Genomic DNA, 22,961 nt, shown 5'->3' on the forward strand with positions numbered 1-22,961 from the left:
GCTGTTTTTAGGGGTTCTAAAACCTGTCGCGGGCAAAGGCTTGACCCTGTAACTACCTGCTGGAAAACAGGCCCCATGACACGCGATATGACCCGCGATCCCACCCGCTCCCAGGACATCCGGCTTGGACATGCGGATCGCGGTTTTGTCGGCACAATCATCGGGCTCGATGCGCCGCAGACCGGCTCGTCGCTCTCGCCGCTGGAGCTGGAGCAGCGCCTGGTTGAGATGGGATTTGTGGAAGGCGCGCGCGTGGAAATCCTGCACGAAGGCATGATCCGGCGCGATCCGATTGCCGTGCGCGTCGACAACATTACGATCGCGCTGCGCCGGAGCGAAGCCATGGCTGTGATCGTCGAATGACAACCGCGTCCCTGCGCCTGGCGCTGGTCGGTGCTCCGAACACCGGCAAGACGTCGCTGTTCAACAGCCTGACCGGCAGCCGCCAGAAGGTCGCCAACTATCCGGGCGTCACCGTCGAGCGTAAATCCGGCAGCTTCGTCACGCCGGAAGGCCGCAACGTCACCGTGCTCGATCTGCCGGGGACCTATTCGCTGCGCGGCCGCAGCCCGGACGAGGAGATCACCCGCGACATCGTGCTCGGGCGCTTCGAGGGCGAGGCGGTGCCCGATCTCGTGCTCTGCGTCGCTGATGCGACCAATCTCCGGCTGACGCTGCGGCTCGTGCTCGAGCTCAAGCGGATCGGCCGGCCGATGATCCTCGTGCTCAACATGATCGATATCGCCAAACGCCGCGGCGTCGATATCGATCTGGAGCGCCTGTCGCAGCAGCTCGGCCTGCCGATCGTGACCTCGGTCGCCGTCCGCAAGGGCGGCATCGCCGACCTGCTCAAGCGAACCGACGAGTTCCTGACCCGATCGCATGAGGCGCCCGCGGCCGGTCAATGGACGGCGCCGACGATCGCCGATCTCAAGGCCGCGCAGCGCGAGGCCGACCGCATCATCGCCGCCAGCGTCAGCCTGCCGGCCAAGCCGGACACCTTGACCAACCGGATCGATGCCGTGGTGCTGCATCCGGTCTGGGGGATGATGATCCTGGCGCTGATCCTGTTCGTGATGTTCCAGGCGGTGTTCACCTGGGCCCAGCCAGCGATGGAGCTGCTGTCGGATGGCTTCTCCGCACTCGGGCAACTGGTGCACGACGTGCTGCCCGAAAGCTGGCGCCTGCTGCAGAGCTTCCTGCAGAACGGCCTGATCTCCGGCGTCGGCAGCGTCATCGTGTTCCTGCCGCAGATCATCATCATCTTCCTGTTCATCCTGCTCTTGGAAGATTTCGGCTACATGGCGCGCGCCGCGTTCCTGATGGACCGCATCATGGGCGGCGCCGGACTGCACGGCCGCGCCTTCATTCCGCTGTTGTCGAGCTTTGCCTGCGCGATTCCCGGCATCATGGCGACCCGGGTGATCGACAATCGCCGCGACCGGCTCACCACGATCCTGATTGCGCCGCTGATGACCTGCTCGGCGCGGATTCCCGTCTATACGCTGATCATCTCCGCCTTCGTGCCGGCGAAGATGCTGTGGGGCTGGGTCAATCTGCAGGGGCTCGTGATGTTCGGCCTCTACGCCGCAGGCATCACCAGCGCGCTGACGGTGTCGGCGGTCGCGAAGTTCTTTCTGTGGCGCGACCATGCGCCGGCGCCGTTCATGCTGGAACTGCCCGACTACAAGGTGCCGCGGCTGAAGAGCATCGCGATCGGCGTGTTCACCCGTGCCAAGATGTTCCTGTATCGCGCCGGCACCACCATCCTCTCGATGATGGTGCTGATCTGGTTCTTGGCGTCGTTCCCGACCGCGCCCGCCGGCGCCGAGGGGCCGGCGATCAATTACAGCTTTGCGGCGATGATCGGCCACGCGCTCGAGCCGCTGCTGCGGCCGATCGGCTTCAACTGGCAGATCGCGGTGGCGTTGATCCCGGGCATGGCGGCGCGCGAGGTCGCGGTCGCAGCGCTCGGCACGGTCTATTCGATCGAGGGCGGCAAGGAGGCGGCTGATGCGATCGGCCTGGTGCTGGCGCAGAAATGGACGCTGGCGACCGCGCTGTCGCTGCTGGTCTGGTACATCTTTGCGCCGCAATGCGCCTCGACGCTTGCAGTGATCCGCCGCGAGACCGGCAGCGCGAAGTGGATGGTGGTGACGTTCGTCTACATGCTCGCGCTGGCCTATGCCGCGAGCTTCCTCACCTTCAATCTGGCGCGGGCGCTGGGGCTGCACTAGGTGAACGATCGAGTTCCGTCGTCCGGGCCTGAGGGTGCAATGGGTGCAAGCAGCGAAGCGACGCACTAGGATGTCGTCGAGGGCGGAAGCTGCGGGCGCCTTCATGTTCCATGCGAGACCATGCAATGTCGACGTTCGGCCTGGAACGGGTATTCTTGCCTCGAAATATCGCAGTCGTTGGCGGCAGCGCGCGCCCGTCGTCGCTCGGCGCGGCGGTGGTCAGGAACCTGAAATCAAGCGGCTTTGCCGGCGGGATCGCCGTGGTCAATCCGCGGCATGCCGTCATCGACGGCGAGCGTACGCGTCCTGATCTGAAGTCGATTCCGTTTGTTCCGGATCTCATCGTCGTCACGGCGCCGGCGGCGGCGATCCCCTCGATCATCGCGGATGCTGCGGCGGTCGGCGTCTCCGGCGCAGCGGTCCTGTCGGCGGGCCTCGGTCACGGCGCGGGCTCGGCTGCCGAGACGGTCGCGCGAACGGCGCGCATGAGCGGGATGCGGCTGATCGGACCGAACTGCCTTGGCGTCATGGTGCCGCGTGCGAAGCTCAATGCGAGCTTTGCGGCCCATCGCCCGGCCGAAGGCCATGTGGCGTTGATCTCGCAGTCCGGCGCCGTCGCCGCGGCGATGATCGAGTGGGCGGCCGAGCGCCGGCTCGGCTTTTCCGGCATCGTCTCGATCGGCGACCAGCTCGACGTCGACGTCGCGGACCTGCTCGATTATTTCGCGCTGGATGACCACACCAGCGCGATCCTGATCTATCTCGAAGCCGTCAAGGACGCGCGCAAGTTCATGTCGGCGGCGCGTGCCGCGGCGCGGCTGAAGCCGGTTATCGTCGTCAAGTCGGGGCGCATGGAACATGGCGCGAAGGCCGCCGCAACCCACACCGGTGCGCTGGCTGGATCGGATGCCGTCTATGACGCCGCGTTCCGCCGCGCCGGCATGCTGCGCGTGTTCGACTTGCGCCAGTTGTTCGATTGCGCCGAGCTGCTTGGACGCGGCTTCGTCCCGCGCGGTAACCGGCTGGCGATCCTGACCAATGGCGGCGGTCTCGGCATCCTCGCGATCGACCGGCTGGCCGAGCTCGGCGGCGTTCCCGCGACGTTGACGGCGGAAACGATCGCGCGGCTCGACGCGGGCCTGCCGCCGGGCTGGTCGGGCGCCAATCCCGTCGACATCTCGGGCGATGCCGATGCTGCCCGTTACGTGTCCGCGCTCGGCGCCTTGCTCGAGGATGCGAACAGCGATGCCGTGCTGGTTGCCAATGTGGAGACCGCGGTGGCGCCGGCCGAGGGAATTGCCGAGGCGGTGGCGCAGTGTGTTCGCGATCGCCGGGCAAAACGGAGTGCAGTGGCCGCGTTGGTGCTTGCGGCGTGGGTCGGCGCCGATGAGCGCACCGGAGCGACCTTCGAGGCCGCGCGCATTCCACACTTTCCGACCGAGGACGATGCGGTCCGCGCGTTCATGTATCTGGTGCGATATCGCGAGGCCTCCACGGCGCTCGCCGCGACCCCGCCGAGCATAGCATCGGTGTTCACGCCCGACACCGCGGCGGCCAGACACGTCGTCGCAAAGGCATTGTCGGAGCAGCGGGCTTGGCTTGATCCAGTCGAGATCGCGGCGTTGTTCGACGCCTACGGCATTCCGATCGTTCCAGCGATCGCCGCGCGTGACGCCGGAGACGCGGCGGAGAAAGCAGCCCAGTTCCTCGCCAAGGGACTTTCGGTGGCGGTCAAGGTGTTTTCGCGCGACATCAGGCACAAGTCCGACGTCGGCGGGGTTATCCTCGGCTTGCATACGAAGGAAGCCGTCGTGGAGGCCGCCGCGACCGTGCTGGCGCGAGCGCGCAACGCGCGGCCGGACGCGAAGCTGGAAGGTCTCACGATCCAGCCGATGATGGTGCGGCGTGCGGCGCGCGAGCTGATTCTCGGCATCGCGGACGATCCGACCTTCGGTCCGGTGATCGTGTTCGGTCGCGGTGGTGCCGCGGTCGAGGTGATCAACGACAAGGCGCTGGCGCTGCCGCCGCTTGACATGAATCTCGCCCGCGATCTGGTCGGACGCACGCGGGTCTCGCGGCTGCTCGGCGCCTATCGCGATGTGCCGGCCGTCCCGCCCGACGTCGTGCCGCTCACCCTTGTCAAGCTGGCGCAGATGGCGGCCGACATTCCCGAGGTCGCCGAGCTCGAGATCAATCCGTTGTTGGCGGACGAGGCGGGCGTGCTCGCACTCGATGCACGCGTGGCGATCCGCAAGCCTGCACGGCTGTTTGCCGGTCAGACCCGGCTGGCCGTCCGGCCCTATCCGTCGCAATGGGAAGGCGAGCTTGTGCTGAAGGACGGCTCGCGCGTCCTGGTGCGGCCGATGCGGCCGGAGGATGAACCCATGGTCCGGAGCTTCTTCAAGCGCGTGACCGCCGAGGACCTCAGACTGCGCTTCTTCCACGCGATGAAGGAGTTCTCGCATTCGTTCGTCGCGCGTCTCACCCAGCTCGATTACGCGCGCGCGATGGCCTTTGTGGCGCTTGATCCGAACACCGGCGAGATGATGGGGGCGGTCCGGCTGCATTCGGACTCGCTCTATGAAAACGCCGAATACGCCATCCTGCTGCAGTCTGATCTCAAGGGCAAAGGGCTCGGGTGGTCGCTGATGCAGCTTCTGATCCACTATGCAAGGTCGGAAGGGCTGAAGCGTCTGTCCGGTCAGGTGCTGACCGAGAACACCACGATGCTGAGCATGTGTCGCGACCTCGGATTCACCGTCACGATGGATCCGACCGATCACAGCATCGTCGATGTCATGCTCGATCTCGATCGGCCCGGCGCCGATGGCGTCGGGGCTGATATACTGATCCGGCCTGGCACGGATCAGGCGGTGTGACGGCGAGGTCTCGATAAGGGCGCGTTTGTCTTGAGCAACGCGACGCTGGCTACGGGGCTTTCAACAGAACCGACGAGCTTCGTCTCAGGGTCTCCTCTGGCGAGCCGGAGGCGTCGATCCGAGGCCAGTCAAGGCGGCCGATATTGTATTGTTCTTGCCGCGCGGCAACGTCGCGGGTCGCATCGGAAGCATCTTTGCCGCGGGATGCGACGCGGTTCATGCGAGTCGACAAATTTGCGTGCAGGAAGATCGGTCGAAACTCGGCTGTCATTCCGCGCGCCTCCTGTTCGAGCGCGGACCGCTCGCCCTCGCGCAGGAAGGCTGCATCAAGAATCGCCGAGAAGCCCTGGGCCGTGATCTGTGCGGCACGCTCGAACATCGCCTTGTAGACGCGATCGCTCACTTGGTCGCTATAGGCATGGTCCGGCAACGCCGTGAGCGGATCAACGTCGAACAGCTCCTTACGGATCACGTCCGACCGCACGATGATCGCGCCGGGTGGCGGTTGCAACAGGCAGGCGGCGTCGCGCGCCAGCACGCTCTTGCCCGTTCCGGACATCCCTCCGATCGGAACCAATGACGGTATTGCCGGAGTGATCAGCCGTAGCGCCAGCTCGAAATAGGAATTCGCCTCGGCCAACCCTGCAGCGTCGCGCGACTGCTCGTGCTTGGTGAACAGCACCAGGCTGCGAATCGCCGCCCGCATGGAAAGAAATAGCGACAGCAGCCGCAGCGCGCCGCCGTTGTCGCGCCAGGTTGGTTCGAGATAACGATTGAGCAGCCGGTTTGCCGCGCGCTGCGACCGAAAATGGATGAGATCCATCAGCGGGAAAGCAAGGTCGTAGAGAACGTCCGTGGTCGCCATTGCGGGATCGAATTCGATGGCATCGAACAACGCCGGCTTCTGGTCGATGAGCACGACGTTGCCGAGGTGAGCGTCGCCATGGCAGCGTCGCACGCATCCGGCTGAAGCCCGCTGTTGGAGCAGGGGCCGGCAGCTTGCCAGCCATCCATGGCTCTGTTCGTGCAATAGCGCGACGGCGCTGCCCTCGATTGTGGGTTGGCCGCGGAATTTCTCCGTGTTGCGGTCGATGATGGTGGCGATGGAAGCCAGCCATGCGCGGCTATCGGCAATCTCGGCGTTCTCGTGCGATCGCAGGATCGTATCGGCCAGCGCGTCACCGATCTCCGGCTTGATCTCGCCGGCAGCGGCCAGGTGATCGAGCGTGCAGCGTTCGTCAAAGCGTGCCATCTCGACGGCCCACTCAAGGACTGGTCCGCCGCCGCCGATTGCGGGTCCGTGCGTTCCCTCGGTGATCGGGATGACTTGCCGGTAGAGCTCGGGGGTGTAGCGCTTGTTGACAGCAAGCTCTGCCTCGCAGGCCTGTTTCCGCTTCTCCAGCGTCGAGAAGTCCAGGAATGGCAGGCGCACGGCCCGCTTGATCTTCAGAACGCGATCCGGCTCGAGGAAGACTATGGAGATATGAGTATCGACCCGTTTCGCCGCGCCGCTGCGAACGCGGTCGTCCATGAAGGCCAGCACTGCATGCTGGTCGTCCTCGTGGGCGTTTGTGCGGGGCGGCGCCGTCATGGTCGCAGCACAGCCGCGCCCACCAGCGCGCCGTCGCGCAACCGCGCCAGCGCTTCGTTGGCCTGGTCGAGCGGAAACACGGTCGTGTGTATTTGGAGATCGGCGCCGGCCCAGGTGCCGAGGAAATCAATGCCGTCCTGCCGTGTCAGGTTGGCGACCGAGACGATCTGCCGCTCGCCCCAGAGAATATCGTAAGGGAATGAGGGAATGTCGGACATGTGGATTCCGGCGCACACCACGCGTCCACCCTTGCGCACCGCGCGCAACGCCTGCGGCACCAATGGTCCGACCGGCGCATAGATGATAGCGGCATCGAGTTCGACTGGAGGCTTGTCTTCGGACGCTCCGGCCCAATCCGCGCCCAAGGAGCGGGCCAGCGACTGAGCGTCGTGGTCATCCTTGCGGGTGAATGCATGAACCGACCGGCCCTGCGACCGCGCGACCTGCGCGATGATGTGTCCGGCCGCACCGAAACCATAGATGCCGATGTTCTTGCCGTCGCCGGCCATCACCAGCGATCGCCAGCCGATCAGCCCGGCACAGAGCAGCGGGGCCAGAGCCACATCGTCGCCACTCAGTCCGAGGGGTAAGCAAAAGCGCGCGTCGGCAACGAGATGGGTGGCGAAGCCGCCATCGCGGGTGTAGCCGGTGAACTGCGGACGGTCGCAGAGATTTTCCTGACCCGCGCGGCAATAGCGGCAGACGCCGCACGTGCGGCCGAGCCAGGGCACGCCGACGCGCATCCCGATCGCTGGTTCGGTGACACCGTCTCCCAGCGCATCGATCCGCCCGACGACCTCGTGTCCGGGGATGATCGGGTAGCAGAGATCGGGCAGTTCGCCATCAACGACATGAAGATCGGTGCGACAAACGCCGCAGGCACTGACCTTGATGCGAACCTCGCCGGAGCCCGGAACCGGGTCGGGCCGCTCCTGAAAGACGAGAGGCGCACCGCGCGCCGCAAGCACCATCGCATACATGGCAGCCCATCCGAAATCGTAGCGGACACAGGGTGAGCAGGCGATCGTCGCGAGCCTTGATCTCGGTCAAGGCAGAGGTTTGAGGCCACCTCTCAAGGACATGGTCCGTGAGTTGGGTTCAGTCAGGAGAGAATGGATGAGCAAGGCTACGGTTCCCGTTCACATCGTGAACGAGCGCGGCTACGGCGTTGCCGTTCCGGCAACGCGACCAGAGTGATCCCGGAGGGAGGCGCGGAGCCCTGGCCAGTCACCGATCGGATCGATCGATAGCCCACACTCCGTCACCTGCGACGGGTCAGATCTGCCGTTCGACCAGCTTGAACTTGAGCTCGGCGATCGCTTCCGACGGATTGAGGCCCTTCGGGCACGCCTTGGCGCAGTTCATGATGGTGTGGCAGCGATAGAGGCGGAACGGATCCTCGAGGTTGTCGAGGCGCTCGCCGGTCGCTTCATCGCGCGAGTCGGTCACCCAACGGGTCGCCTGCAAGAGCGCGGCCGGGCCGAGGAAGCGTTCGCTGTTCCACCAGTAGCTCGGGCAGGAGGTCGAGCAGCAGGCGCACAGGATGCATTCGTAAAGCCCGTCGAGCTTCTCGCGGTCCTCGTGGCTCTGCCTCCACTCCTTCTGCGGCGTCGGCGTGGTGGTCTTCAGCCACGGCTCGATCGAGGCATACTGGGCGTAGAAATTGGTCAGGTCGGGAACGAGGTCCTTCACGACCGGCTGATGCGGCAGCGGGTTGACCTTCACCGCGCCGCCAGCGGCCACGTCGTGCATCGACTTGGTGCAGGCGAGCGTGTTCTGGCCGTCGATATTCATCGCGCAGGAGCCGCAGACGCCCTCGCGGCAGGAGCGGCGGAAGGTCAGGGTCGGATCGATGTGGTTCTTGATCCAGATCAGGCCGTCCAGCACCATCGGGCCGCAATCATTGACGTCGACATAATAGGTGTCGACGCTCGGATTCTTGCCGTCGTCCGGATTCCAGCGATACACCTTGAATTCGCGCGTCTCGGTGGCGCCAGCCGGCTTGGGCCAGGTCTTGCCGCCGGAAATCTTCGAATTCTTCGGAAGTGCGAATTCAACCATGCTTGCTCGCCTTCGTTCTCAGTAGACCCGCGCCTTCGGCGGGATGTACTGCACGTCGTTGGTCATCGTGTAATTGTGCACCGGGCGGTAGTCGATCGAGGTCTTGCCGCTCGGATCGAGCCACGCCAGCGTGTGCTTCATCCAGGTCTTGTCGTCGCGCTCGGGGAAATCCTCGCGTGCGTGCGCGCCGCGGCTTTCGGTGCGGTTCGCCGCCGAGTCCATCGTCACCACCGCCTGCACGATCAGATTGTCGAATTCGAGCGTCTCGACCAGGTCGGAGTTCCAAACCAGCGAGCGGTCGGACACCGAGATGTCACCGACGCCGCCATAGACCTTGTGGATCAGATTCTGGCCTTCCTGCAGCACCTCACCGGTGCGGAACACCGCGCAATTGTTCTGCATCACGTGCTGCATGCTGTCGCGCAGCTTGGCGGTCGGCGTGGAGCCGGAGGCGTGGCGGAAGTGATCGAGCCGGCCGAGTGCGCGGTCGGCGGAATCCTTCGGCAGCTCAGCCTGCTTGGCGTTGGGCGTCAGCTTCTCGGCGCAGCGCAGCGCAGCGGCGCGGCCGAACACGACGAGGTCGATCAGCGAGTTGGAGCCGAGGCGGTTGGCGCCGTGCACCGACACGCAGGCGGCCTCGCCGATCGCCATCAGGCCCGGCACCACCGAATTGTCGTCGCCGTTGCGCTTGGTCAGGACTTCGGCGTGATAGTTCGTGGCGATGCCGCCCATGTTGTAATGCACGGTCGGCACGATCGGGATCGGCTCGCGGGTCACGTCGACATTGGCGAAGATCTTCGCCGATTCGGAGATGCCCGGCAGCCGCTCTTGCAACACCTTCGGATCGAGATGATCGAGGTGCAGGAAGATGTGATCCTTCTTCTTGCCGACGCCGCGGCCTTCACGGATCTCGATGGTCATCGCGCGCGACACCACGTCGCGCGAGGCGAGGTCCTTGGCGGATGGCGCATAGCGCTCCATGAAGCGCTCGCCCTCGGAATTGACGAGATAGCCGCCTTCGCCGCGCGCGCCCTCGGTGACGAGGCAGCCCGAGCCATAGATGCCGGTCGGGTGGAACTGGACGAACTCCATGTCCTGCAGCGGAAGACCGGCACGCAGCACCATGCCGCCGCCGTCGCCGGTGCAGGTGTGCGCCGAAGTGCAGGAGGCATAGGCGCGGCCGTAGCCGCCGGTGGCCAGGATCGTGGTCTGGGCGCGGAAGCGATGCAGCGTGCCGTCATCGAGCTTGAGTGCGATCACGCCGCGGCAGACGCCCTGGTCGTCCATGATCAGGTCGATGGCGAAGAATTCGATGAAGAATTCGGCCGAGTGGCGTAGCGACTGGCCATACATCGTGTGCAGCATGGCGTGGCCGGTGCGGTCCGCGGCGGCGCAGGTGCGCTGCGCCTGGCCCTTGCCGTAATCGATGGTCATGCCGCCGAACGGACGCTGGTAGATCCGGCCGTCCTCGGTGCGCGAGAACGGAACGCCCCAATGCTCGAGTTCGTAGACCGCCTCGGGCGCGTTGCGCACCATGTATTCGATCGCGTCCTGATCGCCGAGCCAGTCCGACCCCTTAACGGTGTCGTACATGTGCCAGCGCCAGTCGTCCTGATGCATGTTGCCGAGCGAGGCCGAGATGCCGCCCTGCGCCGCAACCGTGTGCGAGCGGGTCGGGAACACCTTGGTGATGCAGGCGGTGCGCAGGCCGGCCTCCGAGCAGCCGACCACGGCGCGCAGGCCGGCGCCGCCGGCGCCGACCACGACGACGTCGTAGGTGTGGTCCTGAATCGGGTAAGCCTTGCCGTTCGTGGCCGGGCCACTGTTGGTGGCCTTGCCGTTTCCTTCACCGGCCATGGATTACACTCCCGACGACAATTTGAGGATTGCGTAGATCGAGGCCATCGCGACCACGAAGCAGAAGAAGTTGTTCGCCATCACGCTCGCGATCTTCAGCTTCTCGTTATGCACGTAGTCTTCGATCACGACCTGCATGCCGATCTTCATGTGCCAGACGCTGGCGATAATGAAGAGCAGCAGGATGACTGCGATCGGCAGCGAGCCGAGGATCTGCGCCGCGCCGGCCTGGTTGCGGCCGAGCAGCATGATCACGACGACGATCACAGGTATGATGAGTAACGTCATGGCGACCGCGGTGACGCGCTGGCGCCAGAAGTCGCCGGTGCCGCTATGCGAGGAGCCGAGGTTTCGGACGCGCGCCAGCGGCGTGCGCATCGAGGACGGGCCGCTCATCGACCACCTCCGACAGCATAGGCAATGATCCAGATGAGGACGGTGAGCGAGATGCCGCCGACCAGGGCGCCCCAGGTCAGCGCCTCGCGTTCATTGGCCTTGAATCCGTAGCCGAGATCCCAGACGAAATGCCGGATGCCACTCAGCAGGTGATGCATCAGCGCCCAAGTGTAGCCGAACACGATCAGCTTGCCGATGACGCTGCCGGTGAAGGCCTGGACGTTGGCGTAGGCGGTCGGACCGGACGCTGCCGCAATCAGCCACCAGGCGAGCAGCAGCGTTCCGAAATAGAGCGCAATGCCGGTGGCGCGGTGGACGATGGACAGCGCCATCGTCAAGGTCCAGCGATAGCTTTGGATGTGGGGCGAAAGGGGTCGTTCGATCCTGGCGGTCATCGGCGGGCTTTATGTTGTGTGGGACCGCGGCCGGCCCATCGGGGAACGCGGTAGATGGATTCTATTTACGGAGTCGAACCACGCCGCGCAACGGCCAAATAGCCTTCGGCCGAACCGAAGTTCATTACTAGGCTTGCCGAATTCTGATTGAAGCGCAGTGTGGTATACCACATGCAAGGCCGGTGAACCAAAAAATGAACCAAAATGTCGCAGTATCGATCGGGGCCGCTAGCTGCGTGCCATCGGGGCTCGAAAGGCGTCGATCCTGCCCCATTGTTCCACCAGATAATCGACAAATGCCCTGATCTTAGGCGATGCGAGGCGCGATGGCTGGAACGTCAGGTGCAGCGGCGTTGGCGCCGGTTCGTGATCGGTGAGCAGCCGTTTGAGGCGCCCATTCGCGAGGTCCGGCTGCACCTGCCACGACGGCGCGCGGACGATGCCGGCGCCATCCCGGGCCGCGCTGACCAGCGCATCGAGGCTATTCATCCAGAGCCGACCGGATATGCGGACTTTGCGGCCCGCCTTCGTGCCATCGCCGAAGCGCCACGCGGCACGGCCAGGCGAATCGGAGAACGCCAGGCAGTCATGCGTCGCAAGATCGTCCGGCGTCTGCGGCTCGCCGTGCCGGGCCAAGTAATCGGGTGATGCGCACACGATCATCTGGAGGTCGGTAAGTCGACGCACGACGAGCTGCGAATCGCGTAACCGGCCGATGCGAATGGCCAGATGGATGTCCTCCTCGACCATGTCGACGGCGCGGTCGATCAGCAGGAGGTCGACGGCAAGCGCGGGATAGCGGCGCAGAAACCCGACCAGCAGCGGCGATATCACGAGCCGTCCAATCAGGCTCGGAGAGCTGACGCGAATTCGCCCCGATGGCTGATGCGGGTCGCGCGACAACGCCGCTTCGATTTCCTTGACCTCGCCGAGAATGGATTTCGCGCGTTCGTAGAGGATTCGTCCATCGTCCGTCAGCGCAAGCCGGCGGGTGGTGCGCAACAGCAGACGGGTGCCGAAATGCTGCTCGAGGGCGCTGATCTGGCGACTCACCGAGGTCAGCGAACTCGGCAGTGCGCGCGCCGCCGCCGACAGGCTGCCGCTCTCGACCGCGCGGACAAATGCCGCCATCGCTGCAAGCTGGTCCAAGCTCGATCCTTCCGCATTTCGCAAGAGAGCCTGCTCAACGGCATGGATACTCCCAATTCCTAAAACGGGCTATGGGTGTCGACGAATCTTGACGCTGCCGGACCTGGTGCTTCGGCGAGACCGCCAACGCTGTGTAAAGGGCAAGATGGCTGGCCTGGACCCCAAGGAATTGTTGGAGCTTGCGCTGCTGCTGATCGCGGTGGGCGCGCTGTCCGGCTTTCTCGCCGGCGTGTTCGGCATCGGCGGCGGCGCGATCCTGGTGCCGGTGTTCTACGAGTGCTTCCGCCTCGCCGGCGTGCCGCTGGAGGTGCGGATGCCGCTCTGCATCGGCACGTCGCTTGCGATCATCATTCCGACCTCGCTGAGTTCGTTCCGCGCCCATTATCGCCGCGGCGCGGTCGACATGGAGATCCTCAGGCGATGGTGGCTGCCGATCGTGCTCGGCGTTTTGGCCGGCAGCGTCACGGCGCGGTTTGCGCCGGAGCGGCTGTTCAAGATCGTGTTCGTGATGGTGGCGTGGTCGGCGGCAGCGCGCCTGCTGCTCGCGCGCGAGACCTGGAAGTTCGGCGATGATGTACCGAAGGGTTTCCTGATGCGGCTCTATGGCTTCCTGGTCGGTCTGTTGTCGACGCTGATGGGGATCGGCGGCGGCCTGTTCGCGAACCTCCTGATGACCTTCTACGGACGGCCGATCCATCAGGCGGTCGCGACGTCATCGGCGCTCGCCGTGTTGATCTCGATCCCCGGCGCGCTCGGCTATGTCTATGCCGGCTGGCCCGCTGCCGCACGCTTTCCCGATGTCGCCGCGCTGCAACTGCCGTTCGCGCTGGGTTACGTCTCGCTGATCGGCACGCTGCTGGTGATGCCGACCACGCTGGTTACCGCGCCGCTCGGCGTGAAGGTCGCGCACGCGCTGTCGAAGCGGGCGCTGGAGGTGGCGTTCGGGACGTATCTCTTTATCGTGGGCGGACGGTTCGTGGTCAGCCTGTTGAATGGTGCATAGGTTCGTAGCCCGAATGGAGCGAAAGCATAATCCGGGATCAGTCTACCCGCCCGCAAGAGCCCCGGATTGCGCTTCGCTCCATCCGGGCTACGGCGCTAGTCCTTCAACCGCACTTCGCTGTGTCTCCACAACCGCAAATCGCCAATGCCTTCGATGCGATCGGAGTCGGAAAGCGCGCGCAATCGAGCTGCAATTACGTCGTCACTGATCGGTAAGCCGAGCTCCTTGCAGCGCTTTTCTGCATAGATCAGGATCGCTGCCGTCTTTTGCCAGCGCGGCTTCAAGAGCGAGAAGATGATCTCGTCGAGTTGATCCTCGGTCAAGGTCGATGGGAGGTTCACGTCGCTCCAGGTGAGCTCGCTGCATACCACAGGCGGCTCCCGCTCGGGCTCGGGCGGCAACAGATCCGGATATTGCTCGCAGATCGGCAGGAGCAGTTTGTCTTCGAGATGCTGGATGATCTCGTAAAGCAGGCGATCGAATCTGAGCCGCTCCTCCTTGCCCAGCCCCGCAATCGCCATGTCCGCTTTGTCCAACGCCTCGCAGGCGTCGAGTAGGTGACCGGTAATCCGAACTGCCTGCTCCCGTTTCATTGCCCCTCGCGGACGACCCGCGTCCCTCATCCCTTCGTGTAAATATCCTTATACTTATCGCGCAGAATGTTCTTCTGCACCTTGCCCATGGCGTTGCGCGGCAATTCGTCGACGACGAACACCCGCTTGGGCATCTTGAATTTTGCGAGCCGTCCGTCCAGCGCCTTCAGCACCGAGGCTTCGCTGACGTCGGCGCCCTTGTTGCAGACCAGGACGGCGGTGACGCCTTCGCCGAAATCGGCATGCGGCACGCCGATCACGGCCGACTCGACCACGCCCGGCATGGCATCGATCTCGCTCTCGATCTCCTTCGGGTAGACGTTGAAGCCGCCTGAGATCACCAGGTCCTTGCCGCGGCCGAGGATGTGGACGTAGCCCTTGTCGTCGATCTTGCCGATGTCGCCAGTGATGAAGAAGCCGTCGTCGCGGAATTCAGCCTTGGTCTTCTCCGGCATCCGCCAGTAGCCCTTGAAGACGTTCCGGCCCTTGACCTCGATCATGCCGATCGTCTCCGGCGGCAGCACCTTGCCGGTCTCGGGTTCGGTGACCCGCACCGACACGCCGGGCAGCGCGAAGCCGACGGCGCCGGGCACGCGGTCGCCGTCATAGGGGTTGGAAGTATTCATGTTGGTCTCGGTCATGCCGTAGCGCTCGAGCACGGCATGCCCGGTGCGCGCGGACCATTCGCGATGCGTGTCGGCGAGCAGCGGCGCGGAGCCCGAGATGAACAGCCGCATGTGCTTGGTCGCTTCCTTGTTCAGGCCCGGGTTCTGCAGCAGGCGGGTGTAGAAGGTCGGCACGCCCATCAGCACGGTGGCGCGCGCCATCAGCTTCAGGATCAGGTCCGGATCGAACTTCGGCAGGAAGATCATCGAGGCGCGGGCGAACAGCGTGACGTTGCTCGCCACGAAGAGGCCATGGGTATGGTAGATCGGCAGCGCGTGGATCAACACGTCCTTGTCGGTGAAGCGCCAATAGTCGACCAGCGAGTACGAATTCGAGGCCAGATTGTCGTGCGACAACATCGCGCCCTTGGAGCGGCCGGTGGTGCCCGACGTGTAGAGGATCGCGGCAAGATCGTCGTTGCCACGCTGCACCGTCGTAAAATCCTTGGCCGCCTTGTCGGCGGCCTCGGTCAGCGAGCCGTTGCCGCTCGCGTCGAGCGTCTCGACCTTGGCGCCGACCTTGGCCGCGATGGCCTTGATCCCCTCACGCTTGGAGGGATCGCAAACCACTACCGTCGGCTCAGCGTCGGTGATGAAATATTCGAGCTCGTTGAGCGTATAGGCGGTGTTGAGCGGCAGATAGACGCCGCCGGCCCGCACGGTCGCGAGATAGAGCACGAGGCCTGAGACCGATTTTTCCGTCTGCGCCGCGACGCGATCTCCCGGTTTGACGCCACGGCTGACCAGCACATTCGCCATCTGCCCGGCGCGGGCGATCAGGTCGCCATAGGAGATGCGGCTGCCGTCGAGCTGCTCGATGGCGAGCCGGTTGGGATCGTCGAGGCCGTCGAACAGGCGGGAAAACAGGTTGGCGTTGGCGGTCGTGTTCATGCAACATCCCGAGGGGCGAAAGGGCCGGTAAGTCCAGGTTGGATTAGCAAAAACGCCCTTCGGAAAGCAACGGAGACAGTTTGCATGACAAAAAACGAGAAACGCGTGGCCTGGGTGACCGGCGGCGGCACGGGAATCGGTGAATCCGGGGCGGAGTTCCTGGCCGCGGACGGCTGGACGGTGGTGATCTCCGGCCGCCGCAAGGAGGAGCTGGATCGCGTCGTCGCCAACATTACGAAGAATGGCAGAAAGGCGGAGGCCATCCCGCTCGACGTCAGCAACAAGGCCGATGTCAACAAGGCCGCCGAGACGATCGTGTCCAGGCACGGGCGCATCGATCTCCTGGTCAACAGCGCCGGCATCAACGTGCCGAAGCGAAGCTGGGCCTACATGGAGCTTCAAGGCTGGGACAAGCTGGTCGAGATCAATCTCAACGGCGTGCTCTATTGCATGCACGCGGTGCTGCCGGCGATGCGCAAGCAGAAGGACGGCTGCATCATCAACGTCGCCTCCTGGGCCGGCCGCCACGTCTCGAAGATGCCGGGGCCGGCCTACACCACGACCAAGCACGCGGTGCTGGCGCTGACGCACTCCTTCAACATGGACGAATGCGTCAACGGTCTGCGCGCCTGCTGCCTGTCGCCGGGCGAAGTCGCCACCCCCATCCTCAAGTTGCGGCCAGTGGTGCCGAGCGAGGCCGAGCAGGCCAAGATGCTGCAGCCCGAGGATCTCGGCCGCACCATCGCCTTCGTCGCCAGCATGCCGCCGCGCGTCTGCATGAACGAGATCCTGATCAGCCCGACGCACAACCGCGGCTTCATCCAGACGCCGGCAAATAGGGATTAGGCCTAGCGGGATTAAGCCCGACCTGTCTTCTCCTTCCCCCTGAAAGGGGGAAGGTCGGGATGGGGGTCAGCCGCAGGCGACGCTTGCATGTGGGGAGAGATGATCCCCACCCGCTTTTGCTCTGGCGAGCAAAGCGACCTCCCCTTTGCAAGGGGAGGTTCAAGCTGCGTAGGGCGGATGCAGCGAAGCGCAACCCGGGGCAGCGTCTCCGCGGAAGGATTGTCCTGGATGTCGCTGCACTTTATCCGGGTTACGTCTCCATCTTCTCCTTCCCCCTGAAAGGGGGAAGGTCGGGATGGGGGTCGGCCGCAGGCGACGCTGCATGTGGAGAGATCCCCACCCGCTTTGCTCTGGCGAGCAAAGCCACCTCCCCTTTGCAAGGGGAGGTTCAAGCTGCGTAGGCCGGATGCAGCGAAGCGTAATCCGGGGCAGCGTCTCCGCGGAAGGATTGTCCCGGATGTCGCTGCGCTTCATCCGGGCCTCGGGTTGGTCCCACGATCACGCCTGACATTAGTTTCACGCATCACGATAAATTATCCGCCGAAACCGCCCGCAAAACCTCCCGTAGCTCGGGCCAACGACGATGCACTCAATCCTGTCGTCGTTGAGCCCTTCATCCCGGCGCAGCGCGCCGGTCATATCACTATCGGGAGAGTTTCCATGTCCAAGCCTATTGCACTGTTCTCGGCCGCAGCATTCGCCGCACTCACCCTCACCGCAACCGTCGTCACACCGGTCGGCGCCGCGGAGAAGACCGTGATGGTCGGTGGCGCCGCGATGTTCCCCTCAAAGAACATCATCCAGAATGCCGTCAACTCGAAGGATCACACCACGCTGGTCTCCGCAGTGAAGGCGGCGGGCCTCGTCGGTACGCTGGAAGGCAAGGGCCCGTTCACGGTGTTCGCGCCGACCAATGCCGCGTTCGGCAAGCTGCCGGCCGGAACCGTCGACAATCTCGTCAAGCCCGAGAACAAGACGACGCTGACCAGGATCCTCACCTACCACGTGGTCCCCGGCAAGCTCGAGGCATCAGATCTCGCCGATGGCAAGATGCTGAAAACCGTCGAGGGTGAGGAGCTCACGGTGAAGAAGCAGGGCGGCAAGGTCTGGATCGTCGATGCCAAAGGCGGATCCGCCATGGTGACGATCTCCAACGTCAACCAGTCGAACGGTGTCATCCACGTGATCGATACCGTCCTGATGCCGGCGACGTAACACCCGATCGCCCCGTTTAATCCCGACACGACGCGTGAAACGGCGAGCCGGGTGAGCAGCGCCCGGCTCGCATTTTTGTGACTGCAATGGATTGCGTCCATCAAACTGATAACGCGCGTTTCTGTAACGGAATGGCAGTTCCCGTCGTATAAGCCGATAATGGCCTTGAATAGAGAACGTCCCATGCCGAGTCTTGCCGTCAGCGGCCACCATGCAGACAGCGCGACGCCCGCGAAAGTCATTCAGCCGGCGTGGGTGCGCGTGCTGCACTGGGTCAATGCACTGGCCATGATCATGATGATCATGTCGGGCTGGCAGATTTATAATGCCTCGCCCTTGTTCAACTTCACCTTCCCCCCGAGCATCACGCTCGGCGGTTGGCTTGCCGGCGGGTTGCTGTGGCACTTCGCTGCGATGTGGCTGTTGATGGTCAACGGCCTGGTCTATCTGATCCTCGGCTTCATCACCGGTCGGTTCCGCCGCAAGCTGTTGCCGATCACGCCGGGCGGCGTGATTTCCGACACCAAGGCGGCGCTCACCTTCAAGCTGTCGCATGACGATCTCAGCAAATACAATTACGTGCAGAAATTGCTTTATGCCGGCATCATCATTGTCGGCGTGGTCATCGTGCTGTCCGGGTTGTCGATGTGGAAGCCGGTGCAGTTGTACTGGCTGTCGGCCTTGTTCGGCGGCTACGATGTCGCGCGCTACGTTCACTTTACTTGCATGGCGCTGATCGTCACCTTCCTGGTGATCCATGTCGCGCTCGCGCTGCTGGTGCCGAAGAGCCTGCGCGCGATGATCAGCGGGCGTTGAGGAGGTTGTCATGGGTCGCATGCGCAAGCTTCTGATTCCCGGCGTCGACAAGAGACTGCTGGTCCGCGACGCCGTGAAAACCATGCCGGATCCGACCCGGCGCCGCTTTCTCACGACCGGCGCGAGCCTCGGCGCGCTGACGCTGCTGACCGGCTGCGACGTGGTCGATTCGTCTTCGGCGGAGGAATTGCTGAAGCAGGTCTCGAAGTTCAACGACGCCGTGCAGGCCTGGATGTTCAACCCGGATGCGCTGGCGCCGACCTTCCCGGAGAGCATGATCACCAAGCCGTTCCCGTTCAATGCCTATTACGATCTCGACGATGCGCCCGAGATCGAAGGTAAAGACTGGAAGCTCGAGGTGCGCGGGCTGGTCGACAACAAGAAATCCTGGACGCTGGACGAGCTCTATCAATTGCCGCAGGTCAAGCAGGTCACCCGGCACATCTGCGTCGAGGGCTGGAGCGCGATCGGGAGCTGGACCGGCACGCCGCTGCGCGATTTCCTCAAGCTGGTGGGCGCCGACACGCGCGCGAAATATGTCTGGTTCCAGTGCGCCGACAAGGACGGCTACAACTCGCCGCTGGACATGCGCAGCGCGCTGCATCCGCAGACCCAGATGACGTTCAAGTTCGCCGACCAGATCCTGCCACGGGCCTACGGCTATCCGATGAAGATCCGGGTGCCGACCAAGCTCGGCTTCAAGAATCCGAAATACGTGGTCTCGATGGAAGTCACCAACGACTACAAGGGCGGCTATTGGGAAGACCAGGGGTATAATTCGTTCAGCGGGAATTGATATCTCTCGCTGTCATTGCGAGCGGAGCGAAGCAATCCACGTCTCTGCGCGGGGATAGATGGGTTGCTTCGTCGCTTCAGCGCAAAATTGCTTCGCAATTTTGTCGCGAGCTCCTCGCAATGACGGCAAGCGGAATTCCGCTCAAGAGCTTCCGACCTTCCGTTGAAACGCCGCCAGCAGCGCTCCCAGCGCCAGCATCGCCGCCGAGACGTTCAGCGCGAATGACAGGCTGCCGACCGCATCGGTGATGGCGCCGACCACGATCGGGCCGAGCGTCTGGCCGATGCCGAAGGCGATGGTCATGGCGGCGATCGCTGTAGGCCATGATTCCGGCGGGTAGTTGAGGCGGACGAAGGCGGTGGTCGAGCCGACCACCGCAAAGAAGGCGACGCCGAACACCAGCGCCGAGATGGCGAGCAGCAGCGGCGAATGCCCGAAGATCGGCAGGCTGGCGCCGAGGGTGTTGACGCCGAGGATGATCGTGGTCGCGAGCCCGCCGCGATCGAGCGCCAGCACGCGCCGCCAGACCCATGGCGTCACGAAGGCGCTGACGCCGATCAGGCTCCAGAATGCGCTTTGCGCCGCCGCGCCGCCGCCGCCGTCGCGGACATAGGCGATCATGAAGGTCATGTAGGCGATGTAGCCGGCGCCGAACAAGAAATAGCTGGTGAGATAGATCAGGACCGGCGCGATCGCGAACTTCGTTCGTACGATGCCGCCGGTGACGGTGTCGGCGTGGAACGGCGCGAACCACAGTGGCAGGATCATGGCGATTGAAAGCAGCGTCATCGCCCACCATACGATCCACCACGAGCCCGCGCCGAAGCCCTGCAGCACGAAGGGGGCGATCAGCCCGGACGACAGGATGCCGATGCCCGGTCCGGCATAGAACAGGCTGAGCAGGAAATTGGCACGCTCCGGCCGCGACTGCGCGATCGCCGCCGCAAGCGCGCCGCCGCCGACGAAGCCGATCGCGGCGGCAAAGCCGACCAGCAGACGCGCGAAGCTGAGCACGACGAAATTGCCTGACATGGCCGACAGCGCCAGCGACAGCACGCAAGCCAGCGTCGACCAGCGCACCGATGTGGCAAGGCCGAAGCGCTGGATCAGGCGGGAGGCAACGAGCGCGCCGACCAGATAGCCGGCGGCGTTGATCGTGTTCATGAAGCCGGCGGCCGAGTAGGACCACGCCAGCGAGTCGCGCATGTCGGGCAGCACCAGCGAATAGGCAAAGCGGCCGATGCCCAGGCCTATGGTCGGTGCCAGCGACAGAATAAGGATCAGCCGCGCGGGATGCGCGTAGGAGGGGGTAGGGGCTCTCACAAATCACTCCGGCAATGCGCCATTGTGGCAGGCCGCGCCGGTCCTGCCCAGCGCCGCGCGCCGCAACAGTGTCTTGCGAAAAGGGCAATCAGGCGATCAGCACCAGGGCGACGCCGATCACGGTCAGCGCGGTCCCGGCGACGATCCGCATGGTGATCTCGATGTGCTTGAGCAGCATCGCGCTCAGCGCCACCGTGACCAGCGGATAGACGGCGGCGAGCGGCGCCACCAGCGTGATCGGGCCGTTGCGGACGGCTGCGAACAGGCTGAGCGCGCTGAGCCCGTTGCTGATCCCGGTCATCGCGAACCAGAACCGGCCCTCGCGTGGGGCCTGCACCATGAAGCTGCCCTTCCGAATCCGCTGCACCGTCAGCACCACCAGCGAGGACATGACGTAGCCGACCAGGCAGGCCCACAGCGGACTTGGCCAGATCGCCAGTCCGAGCTTGGCGATCGGCGGCACGATGCCGCGCACCAGCGCGCTGGTGAGCGGCAGCAGCAGCGCCCAGCTCCGCCAATGGCCGAGGTCGCGCGGCCGGGTCACGGTGATGATCGCCGCCCCCGTGACAGCGACGACGAGACCGACGATCTGCTGCGGTTCCAGCGGCTCATGCAGCAGGGCCACGGCGGCGGTGACCGCGAACAGCGGCGCGAGATTGCCCAGCGTCGAGGTGATGACAGGTCCGAGCGCCCGGTTCGACGCGAAGGTCAGGAACGTCAGCGACGCCGGAAAGAACAGGCCGACCGCCATGAAGATCGGCAGTCCCCGCCAGACCACCGGCTCGCCGTACAGGATCAACGGCGACAGCAGCACGAACAGCAGGGTGAAAGAGGGCACGCTGATGGCGGCGCCCGACAGCGGTTCGACGGTGCGCAGGCCGAGTTGCGCCAACACGACCCCGGCGCCGAGGAAAAGGGCCGAGGCAAAGGCGTAGAGGATGGCTGCGGTCATGAGGTCCGTCTTGTTGGCTTCTTGGGGCGCGGGTTGTTTGGTTCGGGGAGGCATTTTGGGCCTGGACAGGGCGCCTTGCCAATCCGCGCCGGGCGTTTTAGCACTCGCGCCGAATGATGGCGGGCATGCCCGATTGAGTGAGGTAACACCATGGCGACCCATAAACTGCTGCTTCTCCCCGGCGACGGCATCGGCCCCGAAGTGATGGCCGAGGTGCAGCGCTTGATCGACTGGCTGAACGCGCAGGGGATCGCGAAGTTCGAGACCGAGCAGGGGCTGGTCGGCGGCTCGGCCTACGACGCTCACAAGGTGTCGATCTCCGAGGGCGACATGGCGAAGGCGCTGGCCGCCGATGCCGTGATCTTCGGTGCGGTCGGCGGTCCCAAGTGGGACAGCGTGCCCTATGAGGTACGCCCGGAGGCCGGCCTGCTACGGCTGCGCAAGGACCTCGGCCTATTCGCCAATCTGCGCCCGGCGGTGTGCTACCCGGCGCTGGCGGAGGCCTCGAGCCTGAAGCGCGACGTCGTCGAGGGCCTCGACATCATGATCGTGCGCGAGCTCACCGGCGGCGTCTATTTCGGCGAGCCGAAGACCATCACCGATCTCGGCAACGGCCAGAAGCGCGCGATCGACACCCAGGTCTACGACACCTACGAGATCGAGCGCATCGGCCGCGTCGCCTTCGACCTCGCGCGCAAGCGCCGCAACAAGGTGACGTCGATGGAAAAGCGCAACGTCATGAAATCGGGCGTGCTCTGGAACGAGGTCATGACCCAGGTGCATGCGCGCGAATACAAGGACGTCACGCTGGAGCATCAGCTCGCCGATTCCGGCGGCATGAACCTGGTGAAGGCGCCGAAGCAGTTCGACGTCATCGTCACGGACAATCTGTTCGGCGACATGCTGTCCGACATCGCGGCGATGCTGACCGGCTCGCTCGGCATGCTGCCGTCGGCCTCGCTCGGCGAGATCGATGCCAAGACCAGGAAGCGCCGCTCGCTGTTCGAGCCGGTGCACGGCTCGGCGCCCGACATCGCAGGCAAGGGCCTCGCCAACCCGATCGCGATGATCTCCTCGTTCGGCATGGCGCTGCGCTATTCCTTCGACATGGGCGATCTAGCCGACAAGGTCGATGCGGCGATCGCGGCTGTCCTCGCCGGCGGTCTGCGCACCGCCGACATCAAGTCGGAAGGCACCACGCCGGCCAGCACGGCGCAGATGGGCCAAGCGATCCTGAAGGAGTTGCAGAAGCTGCACGGGTGACGGCTGTGCGGCCACAGCGGCGGTGTCGTCCCG

General features: G+C 64.5%; 20 protein-coding genes. 9 read left to right on the top strand and 11 right to left on the bottom strand.

The window, feature by feature from the left end:
* Nucleotides 1-87 precede the first annotated feature (87 nt).
* The 3 genes from P6U30_RS01635 (at nt 88) to P6U30_RS01645 (ending at nt 5,116) form a co-directional block, all read left to right on the top strand.
* Nucleotides 88-363, top strand: coding sequence for a ferrous iron transport protein A (locus tag P6U30_RS01635; RefSeq protein ID WP_407152727.1), 276 nt, complete (start codon nt 88-90; stop codon nt 361-363).
* Nucleotides 360-2,237: a ferrous iron transporter B gene (locus P6U30_RS01640; RefSeq protein WP_407167822.1), complete on the top strand. Its 1,878-nt coding sequence runs from the start codon at nt 360-362 to the stop codon at nt 2,235-2,237. The genes P6U30_RS01635 and P6U30_RS01640 overlap by 4 nt, the downstream gene beginning before the upstream one ends.
* 125 nt (nt 2,238-2,362) lie before the next feature.
* Nucleotides 2,363-5,116 (top strand): GNAT family N-acetyltransferase, encoded by a 2,754-nt coding sequence (locus P6U30_RS01645; protein ID WP_407167823.1) that lies wholly within the window; start codon nt 2,363-2,365, stop codon nt 5,114-5,116.
* Between the two features lie 49 nt (nt 5,117-5,165).
* Here P6U30_RS01645 and P6U30_RS01650 read toward each other — a convergent pair whose 3' ends face one another.
* From P6U30_RS01650 to P6U30_RS01680, 7 genes are all read right to left on the bottom strand, one after another.
* A complete protein-coding gene (locus P6U30_RS01650) occupies nt 5,166-6,707 on the bottom strand; it encodes an AAA family ATPase (RefSeq protein ID WP_407167824.1) in 1,542 nt (513 codons plus the stop codon).
* Nucleotides 6,704-7,687 carry a zinc-dependent alcohol dehydrogenase family protein gene (locus tag P6U30_RS01655; protein ID WP_407167825.1) on the bottom strand — a complete coding sequence of 328 codons (984 nt, stop codon included), beginning with the start codon at nt 7,685-7,687 and terminating at the stop codon, nt 6,704-6,706. Before P6U30_RS01655 ends, P6U30_RS01650 begins: the two co-directional genes overlap by 4 nt.
* 295 nt (nt 7,688-7,982) lie before the next feature.
* The gene (locus P6U30_RS01660; protein WP_407149696.1) at nt 7,983-8,768 is read right to left on the bottom strand and encodes a succinate dehydrogenase iron-sulfur subunit; all 786 of its coding nucleotides are present in this window, start codon (nt 8,766-8,768) and stop codon (nt 7,983-7,985) included.
* Nucleotides 8,769-8,786: 18 nt separating this feature from the next.
* Complete coding sequence (gene sdhA / locus P6U30_RS01665) at nt 8,787-10,625, bottom strand: succinate dehydrogenase flavoprotein subunit (RefSeq protein ID WP_407167826.1); 1,839 nt, start codon at nt 10,623-10,625, stop codon at nt 8,787-8,789.
* Between the two features lie 3 nt (nt 10,626-10,628).
* Nucleotides 10,629-11,003: a succinate dehydrogenase, hydrophobic membrane anchor protein gene (sdhD, locus tag P6U30_RS01670; RefSeq protein ID WP_407170657.1), complete on the bottom strand. Its 375-nt coding sequence runs from the start codon at nt 11,001-11,003 to the stop codon at nt 10,629-10,631.
* Nucleotides 11,004-11,017: 14 nt separating this feature from the next.
* A complete protein-coding gene (gene sdhC / locus P6U30_RS01675) occupies nt 11,018-11,416 on the bottom strand; it encodes a succinate dehydrogenase, cytochrome b556 subunit (protein WP_407149698.1) in 399 nt (132 codons plus the stop codon).
* 228 nt (nt 11,417-11,644) lie between these two features.
* The gene (locus tag P6U30_RS01680; protein WP_407167827.1) at nt 11,645-12,565 is read right to left on the bottom strand and encodes a LysR family transcriptional regulator; all 921 of its coding nucleotides are present in this window, start codon (nt 12,563-12,565) and stop codon (nt 11,645-11,647) included.
* 145 nt (nt 12,566-12,710) lie between these two features.
* Between P6U30_RS01680 and P6U30_RS01685 the strand changes: the two genes are divergently transcribed.
* Nucleotides 12,711-13,568: a sulfite exporter TauE/SafE family protein gene (locus P6U30_RS01685; RefSeq protein ID WP_407167828.1), complete on the top strand. Its 858-nt coding sequence runs from the start codon at nt 12,711-12,713 to the stop codon at nt 13,566-13,568.
* 95 nt (nt 13,569-13,663) lie between these two features.
* Here P6U30_RS01685 and P6U30_RS01690 read toward each other — a convergent pair whose 3' ends face one another.
* Both P6U30_RS01690 and P6U30_RS01695 read right to left on the bottom strand, forming a co-directional pair.
* Entirely contained in the window at nt 13,664-14,161 is a 498-nt protein-coding gene (locus P6U30_RS01690; RefSeq protein ID WP_407167829.1) for a hypothetical protein, read from the bottom strand.
* Between the two features lie 26 nt (nt 14,162-14,187).
* Nucleotides 14,188-15,717 (bottom strand): malonate--CoA ligase, encoded by a 1,530-nt coding sequence (locus tag P6U30_RS01695; protein ID WP_407167830.1) that lies wholly within the window; start codon nt 15,715-15,717, stop codon nt 14,188-14,190.
* Between the two features lie 84 nt (nt 15,718-15,801).
* On the opposite strand from P6U30_RS01695, the gene P6U30_RS01700 reads away from it, so the two are divergent.
* From P6U30_RS01700 to P6U30_RS01715, 4 genes are all read left to right on the top strand, one after another.
* Nucleotides 15,802-16,563 (top strand): SDR family oxidoreductase, encoded by a 762-nt coding sequence (locus P6U30_RS01700; RefSeq protein ID WP_407167831.1) that lies wholly within the window; start codon nt 15,802-15,804, stop codon nt 16,561-16,563.
* A 660-nt stretch (nt 16,564-17,223) separates the two neighbouring features.
* A complete protein-coding gene (locus P6U30_RS01705) occupies nt 17,224-17,778 on the top strand; it encodes a fasciclin domain-containing protein (RefSeq protein WP_407149704.1) in 555 nt (184 codons plus the stop codon).
* A gap of 183 nt (nt 17,779-17,961) precedes the next feature.
* Entirely contained in the window at nt 17,962-18,594 is a 633-nt protein-coding gene (locus tag P6U30_RS01710) for a cytochrome b/b6 domain-containing protein (RefSeq protein WP_407167832.1), read from the top strand.
* Between the two features lie 10 nt (nt 18,595-18,604).
* Nucleotides 18,605-19,390 (top strand): molybdopterin-dependent oxidoreductase, encoded by a 786-nt coding sequence (locus P6U30_RS01715; protein ID WP_407167833.1) that lies wholly within the window; start codon nt 18,605-18,607, stop codon nt 19,388-19,390.
* A 141-nt stretch (nt 19,391-19,531) separates the two neighbouring features.
* Here P6U30_RS01715 and P6U30_RS01720 read toward each other — a convergent pair whose 3' ends face one another.
* Nucleotides 19,532-20,713: a YbfB/YjiJ family MFS transporter gene (locus P6U30_RS01720; protein WP_407167834.1), complete on the bottom strand. Its 1,182-nt coding sequence runs from the start codon at nt 20,711-20,713 to the stop codon at nt 19,532-19,534.
* A gap of 88 nt (nt 20,714-20,801) precedes the next feature.
* Entirely contained in the window at nt 20,802-21,665 is an 864-nt protein-coding gene (locus P6U30_RS01725; protein WP_407167835.1) for an EamA family transporter, read from the bottom strand.
* Between the two features lie 150 nt (nt 21,666-21,815).
* On the opposite strand from P6U30_RS01725, the gene leuB reads away from it, so the two are divergent.
* Complete coding sequence (leuB, locus tag P6U30_RS01730; RefSeq protein WP_407167836.1) at nt 21,816-22,928, top strand: 3-isopropylmalate dehydrogenase; 1,113 nt, start codon at nt 21,816-21,818, stop codon at nt 22,926-22,928.
* The last annotated feature ends 33 nt before the right edge of the window (nt 22,929-22,961 follow it).

Source organism: Bradyrhizobium sp. ORS 111 (genome assembly GCF_045571485.1).
Lineage (GTDB): Bacteria > Pseudomonadota > Alphaproteobacteria > Rhizobiales > Xanthobacteraceae > Bradyrhizobium.

What these genes read in the sequence shown, in the direction of transcription:
- P6U30_RS01635 (WP_407152727.1), top strand. Translation starts at nt 88, where the DNA reads ATGACCCGCGATCCCACCCGCTCCCAGGACATCCGGCTTGGACATGCG.
- P6U30_RS01705 (WP_407149704.1), top strand. Translation starts at nt 17,224, where the DNA reads ATGTCCAAGCCTATTGCACTGTTCTCGGCCGCAGCATTCGCCGCACTC.
- sdhC (WP_407149698.1), bottom strand. Translation starts at nt 11,416, where the DNA reads ATGACCGCCAGGATCGAACGACCCCTTTCGCCCCACATCCAAAGCTAT.
- P6U30_RS01690 (WP_407167829.1), bottom strand. Translation starts at nt 14,161, where the DNA reads ATGAAACGGGAGCAGGCAGTTCGGATTACCGGTCACCTACTCGACGCC.
- leuB (WP_407167836.1), top strand. Translation starts at nt 21,816, where the DNA reads ATGGCGACCCATAAACTGCTGCTTCTCCCCGGCGACGGCATCGGCCCC.
- P6U30_RS01695 (WP_407167830.1), bottom strand. Translation starts at nt 15,717, where the DNA reads ATGAACACGACCGCCAACGCCAACCTGTTTTCCCGCCTGTTCGACGGC.
- sdhA (WP_407167826.1), bottom strand. Translation starts at nt 10,625, where the DNA reads ATGGCCGGTGAAGGAAACGGCAAGGCCACCAACAGTGGCCCGGCCACG.
- P6U30_RS01715 (WP_407167833.1), top strand. Translation starts at nt 18,605, where the DNA reads ATGGGTCGCATGCGCAAGCTTCTGATTCCCGGCGTCGACAAGAGACTG.
- P6U30_RS01700 (WP_407167831.1), top strand. Translation starts at nt 15,802, where the DNA reads ATGACAAAAAACGAGAAACGCGTGGCCTGGGTGACCGGCGGCGGCACG.
- P6U30_RS01725 (WP_407167835.1), bottom strand. Translation starts at nt 21,665, where the DNA reads ATGACCGCAGCCATCCTCTACGCCTTTGCCTCGGCCCTTTTCCTCGGC.
- P6U30_RS01685 (WP_407167828.1), top strand. Translation starts at nt 12,711, where the DNA reads ATGGCTGGCCTGGACCCCAAGGAATTGTTGGAGCTTGCGCTGCTGCTG.
- P6U30_RS01650 (WP_407167824.1), bottom strand. Translation starts at nt 6,707, where the DNA reads ATGACGGCGCCGCCCCGCACAAACGCCCACGAGGACGACCAGCATGCA.
- P6U30_RS01640 (WP_407167822.1), top strand. Translation starts at nt 360, where the DNA reads ATGACAACCGCGTCCCTGCGCCTGGCGCTGGTCGGTGCTCCGAACACC.
- P6U30_RS01710 (WP_407167832.1), top strand. Translation starts at nt 17,962, where the DNA reads ATGCCGAGTCTTGCCGTCAGCGGCCACCATGCAGACAGCGCGACGCCC.
- P6U30_RS01660 (WP_407149696.1), bottom strand. Translation starts at nt 8,768, where the DNA reads ATGGTTGAATTCGCACTTCCGAAGAATTCGAAGATTTCCGGCGGCAAG.
- P6U30_RS01645 (WP_407167823.1), top strand. Translation starts at nt 2,363, where the DNA reads ATGTCGACGTTCGGCCTGGAACGGGTATTCTTGCCTCGAAATATCGCA.
- sdhD (WP_407170657.1), bottom strand. Translation starts at nt 11,003, where the DNA reads ATGCGCACGCCGCTGGCGCGCGTCCGAAACCTCGGCTCCTCGCATAGC.
- P6U30_RS01655 (WP_407167825.1), bottom strand. Translation starts at nt 7,687, where the DNA reads ATGTATGCGATGGTGCTTGCGGCGCGCGGTGCGCCTCTCGTCTTTCAG.